Origin of the sequence: Streptomyces dioscori (genome assembly GCF_003024195.1) — a bacterium.
Lineage (GTDB): Bacteria > Actinomycetota > Actinomycetes > Streptomycetales > Streptomycetaceae > Streptomyces > Streptomyces dioscori.
The window spans coordinates 151,232-169,333 of sequence record NZ_KZ679046.1 but is presented as its reverse complement, the minus strand read 5'-3'; the positions used below and the strand labels follow the sequence as shown (position 1 = coordinate 169,333).

Below are 18,102 nucleotides of genomic sequence, written 5' to 3'. Positions count from 1 at the left end.
CCTCCCCCGCCCGGGGAGGGCGTCTCCCCCGCTCGGGGGAGGCTCGTTGTCGGTGCCTGCTGGCACGATGACGCAATGGCCCGCCTGCTGCGCCCGCTGACCCGTTGGACGACCTATACCCGTTTCATCCATCTGTGGGTTCCCATGCTGGTCAGCAGCGTATGGATACTCATCGACCCCGAGACGCCGTGGGCGCCCTCGCTGGTGCTGCCGCTGCTGGGGCTGATCCCCGCCGTGCGGCGCGGCGAGGGTGTGCAGGCGCAGTTCATGCTGATGCGGGACGGTCGGGGCCCGGCGATCTCGGCCATCTCGGTCGCTCCGTCCGCCACTTGGCGGGACCGGCTGCGGACAGTGCTGTGGCTGCAGGCGCGCATGGTGCTCGGCTGGGTGGCGTCGGGAGTCAGCGTCTGGCTCCCGCTGATCACGGTGGATCTGATCCGGATCTCGACCGGTTACGTACCGGACGACAATCCGTTCCTGCCGGTGCCGCACGCGCACTGGGCGTACGCCCTGCTCGCGCCGCTGCCGCTGATCGCCTTCTACGGAGCGTTCATCGGCCTCGGGAAGCTGATCACCGGCCTCGCGTGCCGTCTCCTGGGGCCGTCGGCGGCCGAGCGGGTCGCCGCGCTGGAGGAGCGCACCGAGCAGCTCCTGGAGCGCACCCGTATCGCCCGTGAGCTGCACGACTCGATCGGTCACGCGCTGACGGTGGCCGTGGTGCAGGCGGGTGCCGCGCGGGCCGCGGGAGACCCGGAGTTCACCGACCGGGCGCTGCTCGCCATCGAGGACACCGGCCGGGCCGCGCTGGAGGACCTGGAGCGGGTGCTCGGTGTGCTGCGCGAGTCGCGCAGGCCCGCGAGCGGCCGGCCGACCCTGGTGGAGGCGGACCGGCTCCTGGAGTCGGCCCGCATCTCCGGGGCGAAGATCGACGCCGAGCTGACGGGCCCCCTGGAGACCGTGCCGGGCCCGGTCTCCCGCGAGGGCTACCGCATCCTCCAGGAGTGCCTCACCAACGTGCTGCGGCACGCGGGTTCCGTGCCCGTACGCGTCCGTGTCGCCGTCGAGGAAGGGACGCTCTCCCTGGAGGTGCGCAATCCGCTCACGGCGGAGATACCGGGGCCAGGACCGGCCGGGGGTATGCGGGGCAGTGGGCTGCGGGGCATCCGGGAGCGGGCCGCGCTGCTCGGCGGCCGGGCGGGAACCGGCCCGGACGACGGTGACTGGCAGGTGCACGTCGAACTGCCGCTGCGCTGATCTACGCTGGCCGGATGCCGGTCACCGTTCTGCTCGTCGACGACGAACCCCTCGTACGAGCCGGTCTGCGTGCCGTTCTGGAGGCACAGTCCGACATCGAGGTCGTCGGGGAGGCGGCGGACGGTGCCGCGGTCATTCCGCTGGTGCGGCGGCTGCGGCCCGATGTCGTCGCGATGGACGTCCGGATGCCGCTGATGGACGGCATCGAGGCCACCCGCGCGGTGCTGCGGACCGTCGACCGGCCGCCGAAGATCCTCGTGATCACGACGTTCGAGAACGACGAGTACGTGTACGAGGCGCTGCGCGCGGGTGCCGACGGATTTCTGCTGAAGCGGGCCCGGCCGGCCGAGATCGTGCACGCCGTGCGGCTGGTCGCCGAGGGCGAGTCGCTGCTGTTCCCGGCCTCCGTACGGCAGTTGGCCGCCGAGTACGGGGACAGCGACGGGAATCCCGCGGCGCGGGCCGCGCTGAAGCGGGCGGCGCTGACCGAGCGCGAGGAGGAGGTACTGCGGCTGATGGCACGGGGCCTGTCGAACGCGGAGATCGCCGCACGGCTGATTGTCGGCACCGAGACGGTGAAGTCCCACGTCAGCGCCGTACTGGCGAAACTGGGGGCCCGGGATCGCACCCAGGCGGTGATCGCGGCATACGAGTCCGGGTTCGTGGCACCCGGCTGATTCCGGTTTGCGGCACCCGGCTGATTCCGGTCCGTGGCAGGGTCCGGGGCGAGCAGGTGATCCCCGGCACTCGCCGGGACCCGCCGCGCCGAGTACGATCCGGCCAACCAACACGCGCACGAGCTGGGAGGACGGACGTTGGGGCAGTTGACCGGCGGGGATCCCTCTCTGCTGCGGAGGATCAACTCCGCGGTGGTGCTGCACGCGCTGCGGGCCACGGACTTCGCGACACTCACCGAGATCACGCGGGTGACCGGCCTGTCCCGGCCCACCGTCGAGGGCGTCGTCGAAGGGCTCATGGACGGCGGGCTCGTCGTCGAGACCGCGGCCGACGAGAGCGCCGCACGACGCCAGGGCCGGCCCGCGCGCCGGTTCCGCTTCCGGGCGGAGGCGGGCCATCTGCTGGGCCTGGAGATCGGCCCGCACCGGGTGGCCGTGCTCCTGTCGGACCTGGACGGCCGGATACTGGGTTCGCTCGCCAAGGACGTCTGCGAGACGGCGTCGGCGGACGAACGGCTCGAACGGCTGCGGACGGCCGTCGCGGAGCTGCTGCGCCGTGCCGGGGTCGCACGCGGCTCCCTGCGGGCCGTCGGAGCGACCTCACCCGGCATCGTCGAGGCCGACGGCACCGTACGCCTGTGCACGGCGCTGCCGGAGTGGACGGGGCTGGCGCTGGGCGAACGGCTGCGCCGCTCCTTCAAGTGCCCGGTGATCGTGGAGAACGACGCGAACGCGGCGGCGGTCGCCGAGCACTGGAAGGGCGCCGCCACCGAATCCGACGACATGGTGTTCGTGCTGGCCGGGCTGAGCCCCGGCGCCGGTTCTCTCATCGGCGGACGGCTGCACCGGGGCTTCGGAGGGGCGGCCGGCGAGATCGGGGCGCTCCATCTGCTGGGCCGGGAGGTCACTCCGGAGACGCTGCTGTCCACGACCGACGAGCCGCTGCATCCGCTCGACGAGCAGGCGGTGGCGGAGGTCTTCCGGCACGCGCGCGCGGGCGACGAGCGGGCACGGGCGGCCGTCGAGCGCTTCATACAGCGGCTGGTGCACGACGTCGCCGCGCTGGTCCTGGCCCTCGACCCCGAGCTGGTCGTGATCGGCGGCTGGGCGGCCGGTCTAGACGGCGTACTGGAGCCGCTGCGCGAGGAGCTGGCCCGCTACTGCCTGCGGCCGCCCCGGGTGACCCTGTCGCTCCTGGGCGAGGCGGCCGTGGCGACGGGTGCGCTGCGACTGGCTCTCGACCATGTGGAGGAGCAGCTCTTCGCGGTGGAGAGCACGGTGACGGCCCGCCGCTGACGGCGGCGGCCGCGGTGGCCGGACAGCGGAACGTCGCGCTCCGGAGGTCGGAACGCGACGTACACGCGCGGGTGTCGCCGTCTGACGTCGGTCATCGGTTGCCGTCGCCGGTCGCCGTCAGTGGACGCCGGTCAGGAAGCGCGGCGCTCCGGGTCGTGGTGGATCTCCACACCGCCGGAGTCGCCGAAGGTCAGCCGGCAGGTGTCGGCGCGGTAGGTGGCGACGGAGACCGCCGCCGTGCGCCCCTCGGCGAAGTAGCGGGTCGTGACGACGAGGACGGGCGCACCGGGGAGCCGGTCCAGTTCCTTGGCGTCGTCCGCGCGCGCCGAGCCCAGCTCCACGGCGCGGTCCTCGCCCTCCAGGTCCAGACGCGCGAGCTCCCGCAGGACGGCACGCGCGCGTGCGGTACCCGAGGGAGCGTCGATGCCGGACAGGTCGGGCACCGACGAGGCGGGGATGTAGAGAAGCTCGGCGGCCACGGGCTGGCCGTGTGTGACGCGGGAACGGCGCACGATGTGCACACCGTCCTCGGGGTCGCTCTCCAGGATCTGGGCCACCGCCGAGGGCGGGGCCGCCGTCACGCAGTCGGCGGGCTGCCAGGCGTCACCGGCGGCGCCGGGCCAGGTGTGCTGCTCGGAGGCGACGGCCACGCCCATGCGCGGCGGTGCCACGGTCGTGCCGACACCGCGGCGGCGCTGCAGTCGCCCTTCCAGCTCCAGCTGTTCGAGGGCCTGGCGGAGCGTGGCCCTCGCGACGCCGAACCGGGCCGCCAGGTCGCGCTCGTTGGGAAGGATCTCACCCACCGAGAACTCGGAGTCCAGTGCTTCGCTGAGCACGGTCTTCAGATGCCAGTACTTGGGCTCCGGCACCGTATCCAACTGCGTGGTCCCCACCGTGTCCTCCGCAATCGCCGTGTCCCGGCGGCTTTTAACGCCCTTGTTTATTAAAGGTTCCTGCACTATCCCAGCGACCATATGGCGACCCCCACCCTTGGTCAAGACCAATCCTCGATCCGTTACAGCTCGCACAGGCGTGTTGCCGCAGAGCGTTCATACGGCGTTCGCGATACGCCGCATACGTGACACAACGGCAAAGCCCCCGTCGTCCGGACGGGGGCTCTGGCATACGACCGGCGGGGCTCTGCCCGCCGACGGCCGTCAGTCGACGGCGAGGGAAAGCAGCTTCTCCGGGTTGCGGACGATGTAGACGCACTGGATGCGGCCGTCGGCGATGTCCAGCTGGAAGACGCTGTCGGGCTTGTCGCCGGACAGCACCAGGAACGCCGGCCCGCCGTTGACCTCCAGGAAGCGGAACGTCACGTCCGACACGCCCTTGCGCATGACTCCGCCGAGGAAGCGGCCCACCTTGTCGGCCGACTCGATGACCCGCACCGGCGCCTGGGCCAGCCCGCCGCTGTCGCCGATCAGGCGCACGTCCGGGGCCAGCAGGGACATCAGCCCGTCGAGGTCCCCCTCCGTCGCCGCCGCGAGGAACCGCTCGGTGAGGTCGCGCCGCTCCACGGGGTCGACCTCGTAGCGCGGCCGCCGCTCCTCGACGTGCCGGCGGGCCCGTCCGGCGAGCTGCCGCACGGCGGGCTCACTGCGGTCGAGCGTGACGGCGATCTCGGCGTAGGGGTAGCCGAACGCCTCCCGGAGCACGAACACCGCGCGCTCCAGTGGCGACAGGGACTCCAGGACCACGAGGACGGCGAGCGAGACCGAGTCCGCGAGGACGGCCCGTTCCGCCGTGTCGGCGACGGTGTCCCCGAAGTCGGTGACGTACGGCTCGGGCAGCCAGGGCCCCACATAGGCCTCGTTACGGGCCCGCGTCTGCCGCAGCCGGTCGAGGGCCAGCCGGGTGGTGACCCTTACGAGATAGGCGCGCGGCTCGCGGACGTCGGAGCGGTCGGCCCCGGACCAGCGCAGCCACGCCTCCTGGACGACGTCCTCCGCGTCGGCCACCCGGCCGAGCATGCGGTAGGCGACGCCCATCAGGACGGGACGGTGCTCTTCGAAGACCTCGGTCACGGTGTCGGTAGCCACAAGGCCATCCCAACCCGCCGTGTCGGGCCGTGTCCAGACGATATGAGGAGAGGGACCGGCGGGGGCCAACAGGGGGCTACCCGCCGGTAGTAATTGCTGACAAGCTGTCTAGGAGTCGGCGGTCCGGTCCGAGTCGGCCGCCCCTGCCGCGCCCGCCGGTGCCCAGTCAGCGAGTCACAGCCGAGGAGCAAGCCACATGGCCGCCACGGTCTCCTTCAGCGTCACCTCTCCGCACGGCCCGCGGACCGTGACCCTCGCGTACACGCGCGTGGGCAGCGGCGAACCGCTTCTGCTGCTGCACGGGATAGGCCATCACCGGCAGGCGTGGGACCCGGTCGTCGACCTCCTGGCGACCGAACGGGACGTGATCGCGGTGGACCTGCCCGGCTTCGGCGAGTCCCCCGCGCTGCCCGAGGGCCTCACCCACGACCTGGCGACGATGAACGCGGCGCTCGCCGCGCTGTGCGAGACGCTGGAGCTCGACCGGCCGCATGTGGCGGGCAACTCCCTGGGCGGCCTGCTGGCCCTGGAACTGGGCCGCGAGAAGCTCGTACGGTCCGTCACGGCGCTGTCGCCCGCCGGGTTCTGGTCGCCCGCGGAGCGGCGGTACGCGTTCGGCCTGCTGCAGGCGATGCGGCAGGCCGCGCGGAGCATGCCGCTCCCGCTGGTCGAGCGGCTGTCCCGGTCGGCGGCCGGGCGCGCGGTGCTGACCAGCAGCATCTACGCACGTCCCGCCCGCCGTTCACCGGAGGCGGTGGTCGCCGAGACCCTCGCGCTGGCCGGTGCCCGGGGATTCACCGAGACCCTCAGGGCGGGCACCTCGGTCCGCTTCACGGACGACGTCCCCGGCCTTCCCGTGACCGTCGCCTGGGGCACCCGGGACCGCATCCTGGTCCGCCGCCAGGGAGTCCGCGCCAAGCGGATCATCCCCCGGGCCCGGCTCGTGCGGCTCCCCGGCTGCGGGCACGTCCCGATGAACGACGATCCCGCGCTGGTCGCGCGCGTCCTCCTCGACGGCAGCCGCCGTACGCCGTCCCCCGCGGCACAGCGCGCCTGGGCTTGAACCGCTCCGGACGTCGTCTGCGGCCCCGGTGGGGGTGGCCCGCGCCGTTCCCCGCGCCCCTAGGTACCTAGGGGTGCGGGGAACGGCGCAATCTTTTCGCCCCCCCCACCGGCCCGCGCACGCCCCACGGGCCAGACGCACCGCTTCCAGCGATGCGCGTTGTTCACTTGTGGTTTGCGCGTGCGCTGCGGCACACCAGTAGGTGTAGCCATGCACACCCGCCGAACCCGCCCCAGGAGGCGCCCCATGTCACCCAGCCCGCCGAGCCGCCCGCTCCCCGGCCGCCGCAGCGTCCTGCGCGGCTCGCTCGCCGCGTCGGCGGCACTCGCCCTGCCCTCCGCCCTCGGCGCGGCCGGCGCGGCCCCGGCGTTCGCCCTGTCCGGGCGGCCCCAGGCGCGCTGGGGTGTCCAGGCCGGCGACGTGACCACGGACTCCGGCCTGGTGTGGGTCCGCGCCGACCGCCCCGCCCGCATGATCGTGGAGACCTCCGCGACCGAGTCCTTCCGCAGGTCCCGAACATGGCACGGCCCTCTCCTGGGCGCCGACACGGACTTCACGGGCAGGGTCCCGTTGCGCGGTCTGCCGTCCGGGGAGCAGATCCACTACCGGGTGACGCTGGCCGACCCGGACGACCACCGCCGTACCGGCGAACCCGTGGCGGGCACCTTCAGGACCGCGCCCGCCAAGCGGCGCCAGGACGTCCGTTTCCTGTGGTCCGGCGACATCGTGGGCCAGGGCTGGGGCATCAATCCGGACATCGGCGGCCTCTACGCGTACGAGGAGATGCGCCGCCGGAACCCGGACTTCTTCCTGTGCAGCGGCGACACCATCTACGCGGACGGCCCGCTGTCGTCGTCCGTGACGCTGCCGGACGGCCGGGCCTGGCGGAACGTCACCACCGAGGAGAAGTCCAAAGTCGCGGAGACCCTGGCCGAGTACCGCGGCAACTTCCGCTACTCGCTGCTCGACGAGAACGTACGCCGCTTCAACGCACAGGTCCCCACGATCACCCAGTGGGACGACCACGAGGTCACCAACAACTGGTACCCGGGCGAGATCCTCACCGACGCCCGCTACACGGTGAAGGACGTCGACACGCTCGCCGGCCGCGCGCGCAAGGCCTTCAGCGAGTACTTCCCGATCTCCACCCTGCCCGCCACGGGCGAGGACGGCCGGGTGCACCGGGTCGTACGCCACGGTCCGCTGCTGGACGTCTTCGTGCTCGACATGCGGACGTTCCGCAACGCCAACTCCCCCGACCGGCAGCCCGACGACACCGTCGGCATCCTGGGCGCGGAGCAGCTCGTCTGGCTGAAGAGGGAGCTGGCGCGTTCGCGGGCGGTGTGGAAGGTGATCGCCTCCGACATGCCGCTCGGCCTGGTCGTACCGGACGGCGCGACGGACATCGAGGCCGTCGCGCAGGGAGACCCGGGCGCGCCGCTGGGCCGCGAGCTGCAGATCGCGGAGCTGCTGCGGTTCGTCAAACACCGCCGGATCACCGGCACGGTGTGGCTGACGGCGGACGTGCACTACACCTCGGCGCAGCACTACGACCCGTCGCGGGCGGCCTTCAAGGACTTCGCGCCGTTCTGGGAGTTCGTGTCCGGTCCGCTCGCCGCGGGCGGTTTCCAGGCGAACGCGCTGGACGGCACGTTCGGTCCGGACCGGGTCTTCGTCCAGGCACCCGACAGGGCGAACGTCTCGCCCATGGAGTCGCCCCAGTATTTCGGCGAGGTCGACATCGACGGGCAGAGCGGCGAGCTGACGGTCCGTCTGCGGGCGACCGGCGGGGCGGTGCTGTTCACGAAGGTGCTGCAACCGGGGCGCGTGGGGCAGTAGTTCACCGAGGGGCGGTAGTTTCACCGGGGTCACGTGAAGGGCTCCGGCTCCCGTAATCTTCTGCCTCGTGCCGCGTACCGGCGTCATCCCCCGGTACGCGGCACGTCGGATTGCCCGAGCTCCCTGCAATCCCCGCGTCTTCGCAGGTCAGAGCGATTGTCAGTGGTCGCCTCTACGGTTTTTCCATGACGCGATCTCTGCAGGCCGTGGCCTACACCCGATCCTCCACGCTGGAGTCCGCACCGGACGGCCGGCGCCTGGGACTTGAGACCTCACGGGGTACGACGCCCCGTGGTGTCGAGGACCATCCCCGTTTCTTCGCCGGTTTCCTGACGTCGCCTCAGGTGGCGTCCGCCGGGCTGCTCGCGGTGGCCGATGTGGCGGGGGCGCGTTATTACCAGCAGCAGCTGCGGTCGTCCCTGGACCCGGTGGTCACGGGCAACGGCGACCGGTTGCGCTTCGAGTCCTTCTCCGGCTGCGGCGGGGTGTACGCAAGGCTGGACGTGCTGACGGCGGGCCTCGACGGCGGCGAGGTGGGACACGGCACGACGAACGTCGACGTCAACAACCCCCTGCGCGACGCGCTGTCGAGGATCGGCTCGGACGACCCGCTGCACATGCGCGTCGGTCCGGACGAGATGGCCGTGACCACCCTGGACGGTCCGGTCGTGGAGAAGAAGGTGCCCCTGCCGGACCGTTGGCTGCGGGGTTTCGCCGAGGCACAGGTGACGGCCGCGGGCTTCGATCTGCGTGCCGAGCTGCCCGCGGCCGAGGCTGTGCGGTTCCTGCGATCACTGCCCCGCTCCGGTGCGCGCGGCTCCTCCCGGGGTGTGCAGTGGGTGGTGCCCGCGGGTCGCGTCCTGCGGCCGACGACCCGGCCGGTGCCCGGGGCGGTCTGTCTCCCGGGCCCGGAGCGCCTGGTCGCGCTCCAGAGGGTGCTCCGGCACGCGTCGGCCCTGCGGGTGTACGGTCCCGCGCTCACCGGGACCGCCGCGGCGGCCAGTGCCTGGGAGGTCGTCCTGCCCGGGATGCGGCTCACGCTGACACTGTCGCCCGAGGTCTCCCGGGGCTTCTCCGGTGAGGGCGGGGTCCTCGACGCGCTGGCCACGGACGAGGCCGCCGAGGACGCGGAGCTGATCTCGGTGCTGCTGGCGTGGGAACCCAGGATCGACGTCGGTGATCTGTCCGCCTCCTCGGGACTGCCCGCCGAGCGGGTGCGGGCGGCCCTCGTACGGCTGGGCACCTCGGGGCGCGTGGGCTACGACACCGCGGAGGCCGCCTACTTCCACCGTGAACTGCCCTACGACGCCGATCGCGTGGAGCGGCACAACCCCCGGCTGCGGGCCGCCCGGGACCTCGTGGGCGCGGGCGCGGTGGTCCTGGACGGCACCCTCGGCACGGTGACCGCGCAGGACGGGCACGCGCACCGGGTGCGCGACGACGCGGGAGTGCTGAGCTGCACCTGCCTGTGGTGGGCCAAGTACCGCGGCGGACGCGGCCCGTGCAAGCACGCGCTGGCGGTACGGATGGTCCGCCGCGGCGCGGTGTCCGGACAGGCCGAGGTTCTGGTCGACGGGGGTGCGCGATGAGCGGTGCGATGTCGGTGGTGCGTGACGCGGTGGTGCGGGTGAACAGGCCGGTGGGTGGGTCGGCTTCGAGGAACGGGGTGGTGACGGTGAACGGGGTGGTTGCGGTGAACGAGGTGGTGTCGGTGAGCGACGCGTTGCTGAGGGCCGTGCGGGCGGGCCGGACGGGTGAGGCCGCGGGCCTGCTCGACGGGATGACGGACCCCGAGCGGCGGCTCTGTCTGCCGGCGCTCAAGGAACTGCGCAAGGAGCTGCGCACCGAGCCCTGGAACTCCACGTCCCGCAAGGCGTACCCCACACTGCACGCGGCGGGGGCGGCCTGCCACACCGGAGCGGCCGGTACGGCGACCTGGCTCGCCGCAGCCGACATGCGCTGGTCCCAGGCGTCCCCCGCGGTCCTGCTCCATGTGCTGGGCGACCGGGAGCGGGACTGGCTGGGCGACCTCGCGCAGCGACTCGCGGACCGTCCGTCGACCTCCCAGGTGCCCTACGAGCTGATGGCGGGGCTGGTACGGCTGTCCGGTTGCCCGGTGCCGACGACGGAGACCTATGTGATCGGCTGGGTCGAACAGATCGGCAGCCTCTGGCAGCGGGGTGACTCCGTCCTGGACCGGCTGCGGCAGGATCCGTACACGGCGCGGCTCGTGGCCGCCCTCTTCGAGATCCCGGAGATCGGCAGCCATCTTGACTGGCTGTTCGGTGACGGCCCCGAGAGCTGGATCAGCGCTCTGGCGAAACTCACCGAGGAAGGCCTCCTCGACCGTGAGGCCATGGTCGACGCCTGTGTCGCCCGGCTGCTGCGCGGGGTCGTCGCGTCCGACTGCCGGGTCTTCCTCAGGCTGTTGACCGCGCTTGAGCCGACCGGGGACGAGGAGCGGGAGCGCGTGGCGGACTGGCTGGCGCTCGCCTCCCACCCGGCCTCCACCGTGGCGTCGCACGCGCGGGAGGTGCTGGGTTCGCTGGCGCTGGCCGGCGCGATCACGCATCGGCAGCTCGCCGAGATGTCCGCGGTCGTGCTGTTCCGCACGGAGAAGAAGCTGGTGCGCGCCCAGCTCGTGCTCCTCGGAAAAGTGCTCCGGCGCGACCCGGCGAGCGCGGCGGAGCTGTTGCCCGCGGTGGCGCACGCTTTCGGGCACGAGGACATGGACGTCCAGGAGCGGGCTCTGAAGCTGGTGGAACGACACATCGGCGGGATCGGTACGGCGAACCCGCGGGCGCGTGACGAAGTGGCGGATGGCGCGGCCCAGTTGAGCGCCGGTCTGCGGGTACGTGCGATCGCGGCCCTGGGGCTGGACGCGGACGAGCTGGCGCCGCAGCCGCACCTTGAGCTGCTGCCGCCCGCGCCCGAGCCCGTACGGCTCGCGCCCGCGCCGGACTCCGTGGTCGAGCTGGCCGAGGAGGTCGGAGCCCTGATGGTGTCCGCCGACACCGACATGGCGGTGTTCGAGCGCACTCTGGACGGCCTGGTGCGGCACACGTACCTGCGTCGGGAGGAGCTGACCGAGGCTCTGAAGCCGACGCTCGCCCGCAGCTGGTGGATGGGCACCGATCGTCCTCACCACTCGTCGGACGAATACTTCCGGCGCGAACCGTACGGCCTTGAGGTGGTGCTCGCGGCCCTGCTGGACCGGGTGCGCACGTCCACGCTGCTCAAGGCCCATCAGCACGGTCCGCAGTCGGACCCCTGTGTGCACAGCGCGCTGTCCGCCGTCTTCAACGCACGGCTGTGGGAGGCGGCCTACCGGGTGCGGACCGACCCGATGCCGTTCCTTCTGGCCACGCCCACCTGGTCGTCGGGGTTCCTGGAGCCGGACGAGCTGGTGGACCGACTCGCCGAGTACCACCGGCTCGGGGCCCGGCCCGGCGAGGCCGACTTCACGCAGGCGCTGCTCCGGGTGCGCCGCGACGACCGGGCGGTGAGCGGGGCCGCAGCCGGACGGGCCGCCGCGCTGGGCACGGTGGAGGGTGAGCGGCTGGCACGCCGGCTCCTGAGCGAGGGCCCGACGACACCCACGAGCAGCCGCCGCGTCTCGGCGGAGCGCATCGTGCTCGAACTCGGCGAGCTCGACGGGCTCCCGGAGGAACTCCCTCTGGCGTTCCGTCGGCTCGGCATGCCCATGAGCGGCTTCGAGGCGCGCAGGTACTGCCCCCATTACTGGACCCAGGTCGAGCGGCAGCACTGGCTGGCCGTGGTGCCCGGGCTGCGGGAGGTGGTGGCCGCGCGTCTGGTGCGCGAGGTCTCCGCGGTCGCGGTGGAGGACGTCCGGGGTGGGGCCGCGGTCCTGCCGCTGCTCGCCGAGGCGGAGGGCGAAGCGGGTGAGGCCGTGCACCTGTGCGTGGCGTACGGGCTGGGCGCGCGTCACCCGGAGGACCGGCTCAGCGCGGTGGACGCCCTGCTGGTGCTCGCCGCGCGAGGGCAGTTGGATGCCGGGAGGCTAGGCGGGGATCTGGGACAGCTGGTACGGAAGGGAGCGGTGAAGCCGCTGCGGCTCGCCGAGTCCGTACGGACCGCGGCGACGACCGGAGCGTACGCAACCGTCTGGTCGATACTCGGGGCCGCGCTGCCCGCCCTGCTCGCGGGCCTTGCCGCGGACGGCGCGGTTCCGGCCGCCCGCGGGATGGGCGAACTGCTGGCGGTCGGCGCCGAGTGCGCCGAGCGGACCGGCGCGCAAGGCGAGGTGGAGCATCTCGCGCAGGTGGCGGAGCGGAGCGGTTCGTCGCGGCTCGTGGCACAGGCCCGTCGGCTGCGTGCCACGCTGGAGCAGGGGGTGGCCGCCTGACCCGGATCACCGGGGCCGACCAGGTCGTTCAGCCGGGTGGGCGAGTTGCGTAGGGGAATCGTAAAAAATGCAACAAAAAAGACAGATACACACTTAACCGATCAGTCACAAAGCGTTCGCGATCACGCAACACCCGTACTTCACAGTGACTGTATGACTCAAGACATGTGTGATGTGACGCGTGCGAAAAACGGCCGGCCGGTCCACCACTGGCGCAGGGACCTCGTCGAACTGGCCGCTCTGTTCACGGCGGTGGCGGTCGCCGACGCCGTGGCCAACCTGCTCGGGCACGGCCCCGACGGCCCCGCCCTCCTCGCCATCTCGGCGGTCGCGCTGATCGCCACGGCGGGCTTCCACACATGGTGGTCACGCCGCCACGGTCACGCGCCGCCGACAGGCGATACCGGCGCCCGGCCGACCACATCCGCGCGGCGGGCCGGGACGGTCGAGGGCGACCCGAGCACGCCGGAGACCGGTGCCGACGGCGGCTCCGGGCCGGACTCCGGCTCGGGCTCGGGCCAGACCGTGCTGTGGCGGATGCGGACCACCGTGCGGGACGAGCCCGGTTCGCTGGCCGCGCTGTGCACGGCGCTGGCGGAGCTGCGGGTCGACATCCTGAGCCTGCAGACGCATCCGCTGGCCGAGGGCACGGTGGACGAGTTCCTGCTGCGCGCCCCCGCACCGGTGGCGGCGTCCGAGGTCACGCGAGCCGTGTCGCTGTCGGGCGGTTTCGGGACCTGGATCGAGCGGGCCGATGCGCACGACCTGGTGGACGCGCCCACGCGTGTGCTGGGCCTGGCCACCCGCACGGCGCTGGACGCGGCTGAACTACCCTTGGCGCTGAGGCAGTTGCTGGGGCGGTGCACGATCCGTTCGCTGCCCGCCACGTCGGTGCGCGGGGATCGTGCGGAGGCGGGGGCGCCCGTCGAAGGGGCGCTGGAGGACACGGTGATGCGGTTGCGCGCACCGGAGGGTGGAGTGATCACTGTGGAGCGGCCGTATCTGCCGTTCACGCCGACGGAGTTCGCGCGGGCCAGGGCGCTGGTCGAACTGGACGCGCGGCTGGGCCCGCGGGTGCCGCGCAGCCGGGACGTACTGACGCTGCCGCAGGGCAAGGACATCATCGTGCGCCGTGCCGACGCCGCTGACGTCGAGGCGGCGAAGGCCATGCACGAGCGGTGCTCGCAGCGGACGTTGAGCATGCGGTACCACGGGCCCGTCGGCGACGCGGACAAGTACCTCAAGCACCTTCTCAGCCCGCACTTCGGGCGCACGCTCGCCGTGCAGACCGCGTCGGGGCGCGTCGTCGGGCTCGGACATCTCCTGTGGGACGGCGACGAGACGGAGATCGCCCTGCTGGTGGAGGACGACTGGCAGCGGCGCGGGATCGGCGGTGAACTGCTCAACCGCCTGGTGGCGATGGCCGTCGAGGCCGGCTGCGACAGCGTGTACGCGGTCACGCAGGCCGCCAACACCGGCATGGTCGCCGCGATGCGCGGCCTCGACCTGCCCCTCGACTACCAGATCGAGGAGGGCACGCTCGTCATCACGGCCCGGCTGGAGACGGCGTCGCCGCACACGGAGACCGCCGGGCACGAACGCGAGCACTCCGTGCGCGACTGACGGGTCAGGACAGCCGACGAGCACGAGCCCGTGACGGGTGGTGGCGGTGCCGGTGGCGGTTGAGGTGAGCCCGTGGTGGTGGCGGGCCCAGCACGGTTGCCGGGTCCGTCACCGCCGCGGGCTCACCTCAACCGCTCGGGCTCACCTCAACCGCTGGGACTCACGTCAACCGCTGGGATACACCTCAACCGCTGGGACTCACGTCAAGACGTTCGTCCCCAACGCCCCGTCCAGGTCCCGCCAGAGGTCGTCCACGTCCTCCAGGCCCACTGAAAGCCGCAGCAGTCGGTCGCTGACGCCGCTGCCCCGCCGGTCCTCCGCGTCCACGACGCGATGACTGATCGAGGCGGGATGCTGGATCAGCGTGTCGACGCTGCCGAGGCTCACCGCAGGGGTGACCAGCCGGACCGCGGCGATCACGTCGTGCGGGTCGCCGTGGACCTCGAACGCGATCATGGCACCGCCGATCCGCGGATAGTGGACGCGGGCGATCCGCGGATCGGCGGACAGGCGCCGGGCCAGTTCCGCGGCGTTCGCGGAGGCGGCGCGTACCCGTACGGGCAGCGTCGACAGTCCGCGCAGCAGCAGATAGCCGGCGAGCGGATGCAGCACGCCGCCCGTGGCGAAGCGGATCTGCCGCAGCCGTCCGGCGAACTCCTCGTCGCAGGCCACCACTCCGGCCATCACGTCGCCGTGCCCGCCCAGGTACTTGGTGGCGCTGTGGAGCACGAGCCGTGCCCCCTGTTCGGCGGGCCGTTGCAGCACGGGAGTGGCGAAGGTGTTGTCGGCGAGCAGCGGAACGCTCCCGCAGGCGTGGGCGATCGCCCGCAGATCGAGTTCGGCGAGCGTCGGGTTGGCTGGTGACTCGACCAGGACCAGACCGGTGTCCGGCCGCAGGGCGTCCTGGATCCCGGCGGGGTCGACCCACGTCACGTCGGAGCCGAGGAGGCCGGCCGTCAGCAGGTGATCGCTGCAGCCGTAGAGGGGCCGTACGGCCACGACATGGCGCAGTCCCATGGAGTTGCGTACGAGGAGCACCGCGCTCAGCGCGGCCATGCCGCTCGCGAAGGCAACGGCGCTCTGCGTGCCCTCCAGCCGGGCGAGCGCCGTCTCGAAGCGGGCGACGGTCGGGTTGCCGAGCCGGCCGTAGACCGGCGGGCCGTCCGGCTGGGCCCCGTCGATGGCGAAGGCGTCGATGCGGGCCGCCTCGCCGCGGCTGTCGTACGAGGGATAGGTCGTGGACAGGTCGATCGGCACGGCGTGCAGTCCCTGCCGGGCGAGATCGTCGCGCCCCGCGTGCACGGCTTCGGTGTCCAGGGCCCGTACGCCGAGCCCCGACACCTCGCCCGCCCCGTCTGCCGTGTCCGCCCGGTCTGCCGTGTCCGCTGCGTCTGCGGTGTCCGCTGCGCCCACCGTGTCTGCCGCGTCCGCCGCCATGTCGTCGCACACTTGGCGTATGTCGTCGCGTATGTCAGTGCTGCCGAGATCCATGCACGGCAGCCTGAACAACAACCGGGGCGTCGGGGCGAAACACCGTGTTACGTTCGCCGCATGGGCGAATCCGTCGTACTGGACCCGGTGGACCTGCATCTTCTGCGGCTTCTGCAGAACGACGCCCGGACCACCTACCGGGATCTCGCCGCACAGATCGGGGTGGCGCCCTCGACCTGCCTGGACCGGGTCACCCGGCTGCGGCGCTCGGGCGTCATCCTCGGCCATCAGCTGCGGCTCGATCCGGCGAAGCTCGGACGAGGCCTGGAGGCACTCCTGTCCGTGCAGGTCAGGCCGCACCGGCGGGAGTTGGTCGGGCCGTTCGTGGAGCGGATCAGGTCGCTGCCCGAGTCGCGTACGGTCTTCCATCTCACCGGACCCGACGACTATCTGGTGCATGTCGCGGTCGCCGACATGGCGGATCTGCAACGGCTGGTGCTCGACGGTTTCACCGCGCACCGCGAGGTGGCGCGCGTCGAGACCCGGTTGATCTTCCAGCAGTGGGACTGCGGGCCGCTCCTGCCGCCCGACCCGCAGGGCGCATCGACTTCGGGTACCGCGACTCCGGGTGCCGCGACTCCGAGTACCGCGACTTCGGGTGTCACGCCCTCGGCGAAATCGGGCTGACAAGGCAAAAGGCCTCAAAAACGGGGCTGACGCGACGGCCGTCCGCGTATGAGGATGGCTGTATGTCACAGACGAAGAACCCGCTGCCCCGTGAGGTCGCCGACACCTATGTCGACGAGCTCATCGCCCTCGACCCGGTCACCGGTACGTACCTCGGAGTGAAGGAGAGTTCCAGCAGGCTGCCCGACACCTCGCCCGGCGGGCAGGAGGCGCTCGCGCAGCTGGCGAGGACGACGCTGGCCCGGCTCGACGAGGCGGAGCGGCAGCCGGGCGCGGACAGTGACATCGAGCGCCGGTGCGCGCGCCTGCTGCGCGAGCGCCTCACCGCCGAACTGGGCGTGCACGAAGCCGAGGAGAGCCTGCGGGCCGTCGGCAACATGCACACGGCCGTGCACGCGGTGCGCGAGGTGTTCACCGTGACGCCGGCGGACACCGACGAGGACTGGGTCGCGATCGCCGAGCGGCTGCGCGCGGTGCCGACGGCCCTCGCCGGCTATCGGGAGTGCCTCTCCCTCGGCCTGGAGCGCAAGCTGTACGCGGGCCCGCGCCCGACCGCGACCTTCGTCGGGCAGCTCACCGAGTGGTCGGACACGGACGGTTCGGGCCGCGGCTGGTTCGAGGACTTCGCGTCGGCGGGCCCGGAGTCCCTGCGCGCGGAGCTCGACGAGGCCGCCCGGACGGCGACCGCGGCCGTGGTCGCGCTGCGCGACTGGATGCGTGACGTGTACGCGCCCGCGATCGAGGGCGCGCCGGACACGGTGGGCCGCGAGCGGTACGCGCGCTGGTCGCGCTACTTCAACGGTACGGATCTCGACCTGGACGAGGCGTACGCGTACGGCTGGGCCGAATACCACCGGCTGTTCGCCGAGATGGAGAAGGAGGCCGAGAAGGTACTGCCGGGCGCCGCGACTCCGTGGGTGGCGCTCGCCCATCTCGACGAGCACGGCCGGCACATCGAAGGGGTCGACGAGGTCCGCGAGTGGCTGCAGAGCCTGATGGACCAGGCGATCGAGGAACTGGACGGCACCCACTTCGACCTCGCCGAGCGGGTACGGAAGGTGGAGTCCCGCATCGCCCCGCCGGGCGGCGCCGCCGCCCCGTACTACTCGGCACCGTCGGAGGACTTCTCACGCCCCGGCCGTACGTGGCTGCCGACGATGGGGCAGACCCGTTTCCCGGTGTACGACCTGGTGTCGACCTGGTACCACGAGGGCGTGCCCGGCCATCATCTCCAGCTCGCCCAGTGGGTGCACGTCGCCGAGAACCTCTCCCGCTACCAGGCGACCATCGGCGGCGTCAGCGCCAACGCCGAGGGCTGGGCCCTGTACGCGGAGCGGCTCATGGACGAACTCGGCTATCTCAAGGACGCCGAGGAGCGGCTCGGTTACCTGGACGCGCAGATGATGCGCGCGGCCCGTGTCATCGTCGACATCGGCATGCACCTGGAGCTGGAGATTCCGGCGGAGTCGCCCTTCCATCCGGGTGAGCGCTGGACTCCCGACCTGGCCCAGGAGTTCTTCGGCGCGCACAGCAGCCGCCCCGCGGACTTCGTGGAGAGCGAGCTGACCCGCTACCTGTCCATCCCGGGCCAGGCCATCGGCTACAAGCTAGGCGAGCGCGCCTGGCTGCTGGGCCGGGAGAACGCGCGCAAGCGCCACGGCGACGCCTTCGACGCGAAGGCGTGGCACATGGCGGCGCTGTCCCAGGGTTCGCTGGGCCTGGACGACCTGGTGGACGAACTGTCCCGGCTCTGACAGGACAGGGCGGGAGGGGACAGGAGGGGACAGGTGACGCGGGGCGTGCGGACAGCGGGCGGTTCGCCCG

Annotated in this window: 13 protein-coding genes; 10 read left to right on the top strand and 3 right to left on the bottom strand. The window is 72.2% G+C overall.

Annotated elements, in window-relative coordinates:
• The first annotated feature begins 75 nt into the window (after positions 1–75).
• The 3 genes from C6Y14_RS23430 to C6Y14_RS23420 all read left to right on the top strand — a co-directional run bounded on the left by C6Y14_RS23430 (position 76) and on the right by C6Y14_RS23420 (position 3,227).
• Entirely contained in the window at positions 76–1,254 is a 1,179-nt protein-coding gene (locus tag C6Y14_RS23430) for a sensor histidine kinase (RefSeq protein ID WP_107018757.1), read from the top strand.
• Positions 1,255–1,268: 14 nt separating this feature from the next.
• Positions 1,269–1,931, top strand: coding sequence for a response regulator transcription factor (locus C6Y14_RS23425; RefSeq protein ID WP_107018756.1), 663 nt, complete (start codon positions 1,269–1,271; stop codon positions 1,929–1,931).
• 138 nt (positions 1,932–2,069) lie between these two features.
• Positions 2,070–3,227 carry an ROK family protein gene (locus C6Y14_RS23420; RefSeq protein ID WP_107018755.1) on the top strand — a complete coding sequence of 386 codons (1,158 nt, stop codon included), beginning with the start codon at positions 2,070–2,072 and terminating at the stop codon, positions 3,225–3,227.
• 131 nt (positions 3,228–3,358) lie between these two features.
• Here the strand turns inward: C6Y14_RS23420 and C6Y14_RS23415 are convergent, their stop codons facing one another.
• Together C6Y14_RS23415 and C6Y14_RS23410 are read right to left on the bottom strand one after the other, a co-directional pair.
• The gene (locus C6Y14_RS23415; protein WP_107018754.1) at positions 3,359–4,120 is read right to left on the bottom strand and encodes a GntR family transcriptional regulator; all 762 of its coding nucleotides are present in this window, start codon (positions 4,118–4,120) and stop codon (positions 3,359–3,361) included.
• Positions 4,121–4,384: 264 nt separating this feature from the next.
• Positions 4,385–5,269 (bottom strand): RNA polymerase sigma-70 factor, encoded by an 885-nt coding sequence (locus C6Y14_RS23410; RefSeq protein WP_107018753.1) that lies wholly within the window; start codon positions 5,267–5,269, stop codon positions 4,385–4,387.
• 196 nt (positions 5,270–5,465) lie between these two features.
• Here C6Y14_RS23410 and C6Y14_RS23405 point away from each other — a divergent pair, with 196 nt between their 5' ends.
• From C6Y14_RS23405 to C6Y14_RS23385, 5 genes are all read left to right on the top strand, one after another.
• On the top strand, positions 5,466–6,332 hold the full coding sequence (locus C6Y14_RS23405; protein WP_107018752.1) for an alpha/beta fold hydrolase: 867 nt from the start codon (positions 5,466–5,468) through the stop codon (positions 6,330–6,332).
• A 246-nt stretch (positions 6,333–6,578) separates the two neighbouring features.
• Positions 6,579–8,171, top strand: a complete 1,593-nt coding sequence (locus C6Y14_RS23400; RefSeq protein WP_107018751.1) for an alkaline phosphatase D family protein — start codon at positions 6,579–6,581, stop codon at positions 8,169–8,171.
• 185 nt (positions 8,172–8,356) lie between these two features.
• On the top strand, positions 8,357–9,760 hold the full coding sequence (locus tag C6Y14_RS23395; RefSeq protein WP_107018750.1) for an SWIM zinc finger family protein: 1,404 nt from the start codon (positions 8,357–8,359) through the stop codon (positions 9,758–9,760).
• Entirely contained in the window at positions 9,757–12,537 is a 2,781-nt protein-coding gene (locus C6Y14_RS23390; RefSeq protein ID WP_225891231.1) for a DUF7824 domain-containing protein, read from the top strand. Before C6Y14_RS23395 ends, C6Y14_RS23390 begins: the two co-directional genes overlap by 4 nt.
• 153 nt (positions 12,538–12,690) lie before the next feature.
• The gene (locus tag C6Y14_RS23385) at positions 12,691–14,160 is read left to right on the top strand and encodes a GNAT family N-acetyltransferase (RefSeq protein ID WP_107018749.1); all 1,470 of its coding nucleotides are present in this window, start codon (positions 12,691–12,693) and stop codon (positions 14,158–14,160) included.
• A gap of 198 nt (positions 14,161–14,358) precedes the next feature.
• On the opposite strand, the gene C6Y14_RS23380 is transcribed toward C6Y14_RS23385, so the two are convergent.
• Positions 14,359–15,651 carry a trans-sulfuration enzyme family protein gene (locus C6Y14_RS23380; protein ID WP_225891230.1) on the bottom strand — a complete coding sequence of 431 codons (1,293 nt, stop codon included), beginning with the start codon at positions 15,649–15,651 and terminating at the stop codon, positions 14,359–14,361.
• A 60-nt stretch (positions 15,652–15,711) separates the two neighbouring features.
• On the opposite strand from C6Y14_RS23380, the gene C6Y14_RS23375 reads away from it, so the two are divergent.
• Together C6Y14_RS23375 and C6Y14_RS23370 are read left to right on the top strand one after the other, a co-directional pair.
• Positions 15,712–16,278: an Lrp/AsnC family transcriptional regulator gene (locus C6Y14_RS23375; protein ID WP_225891229.1), complete on the top strand. Its 567-nt coding sequence runs from the start codon at positions 15,712–15,714 to the stop codon at positions 16,276–16,278.
• 62 nt (positions 16,279–16,340) lie between these two features.
• Positions 16,341–18,032: a DUF885 domain-containing protein gene (locus tag C6Y14_RS23370; protein WP_107018748.1), complete on the top strand. Its 1,692-nt coding sequence runs from the start codon at positions 16,341–16,343 to the stop codon at positions 18,030–18,032.
• Positions 18,033–18,102: the final 70 nt, after the last annotated feature.

Coding starts and splice junctions, on each gene's coding strand:
- C6Y14_RS23400 (WP_107018751.1), top strand. CDS start 6,579: ATGTCACCCAGCCCGCCGAGCCGCCCGCTCCCCGGCCGCCGCAGCGTC.
- C6Y14_RS23425 (WP_107018756.1), top strand. CDS start 1,269: ATGCCGGTCACCGTTCTGCTCGTCGACGACGAACCCCTCGTACGAGCC.
- C6Y14_RS23395 (WP_107018750.1), top strand. CDS start 8,357: ATGACGCGATCTCTGCAGGCCGTGGCCTACACCCGATCCTCCACGCTG.
- C6Y14_RS23405 (WP_107018752.1), top strand. CDS start 5,466: ATGGCCGCCACGGTCTCCTTCAGCGTCACCTCTCCGCACGGCCCGCGG.
- C6Y14_RS23380 (WP_225891230.1), bottom strand. CDS start 15,651: ATGGATCTCGGCAGCACTGACATACGCGACGACATACGCCAAGTGTGC.
- C6Y14_RS23390 (WP_225891231.1), top strand. CDS start 9,757: ATGAGCGGTGCGATGTCGGTGGTGCGTGACGCGGTGGTGCGGGTGAAC.
- C6Y14_RS23430 (WP_107018757.1), top strand. CDS start 76: ATGGCCCGCCTGCTGCGCCCGCTGACCCGTTGGACGACCTATACCCGT.
- C6Y14_RS23375 (WP_225891229.1), top strand. CDS start 15,712: ATGGGCGAATCCGTCGTACTGGACCCGGTGGACCTGCATCTTCTGCGG.
- C6Y14_RS23370 (WP_107018748.1), top strand. CDS start 16,341: ATGTCACAGACGAAGAACCCGCTGCCCCGTGAGGTCGCCGACACCTAT.
- C6Y14_RS23385 (WP_107018749.1), top strand. CDS start 12,691: ATGACTCAAGACATGTGTGATGTGACGCGTGCGAAAAACGGCCGGCCG.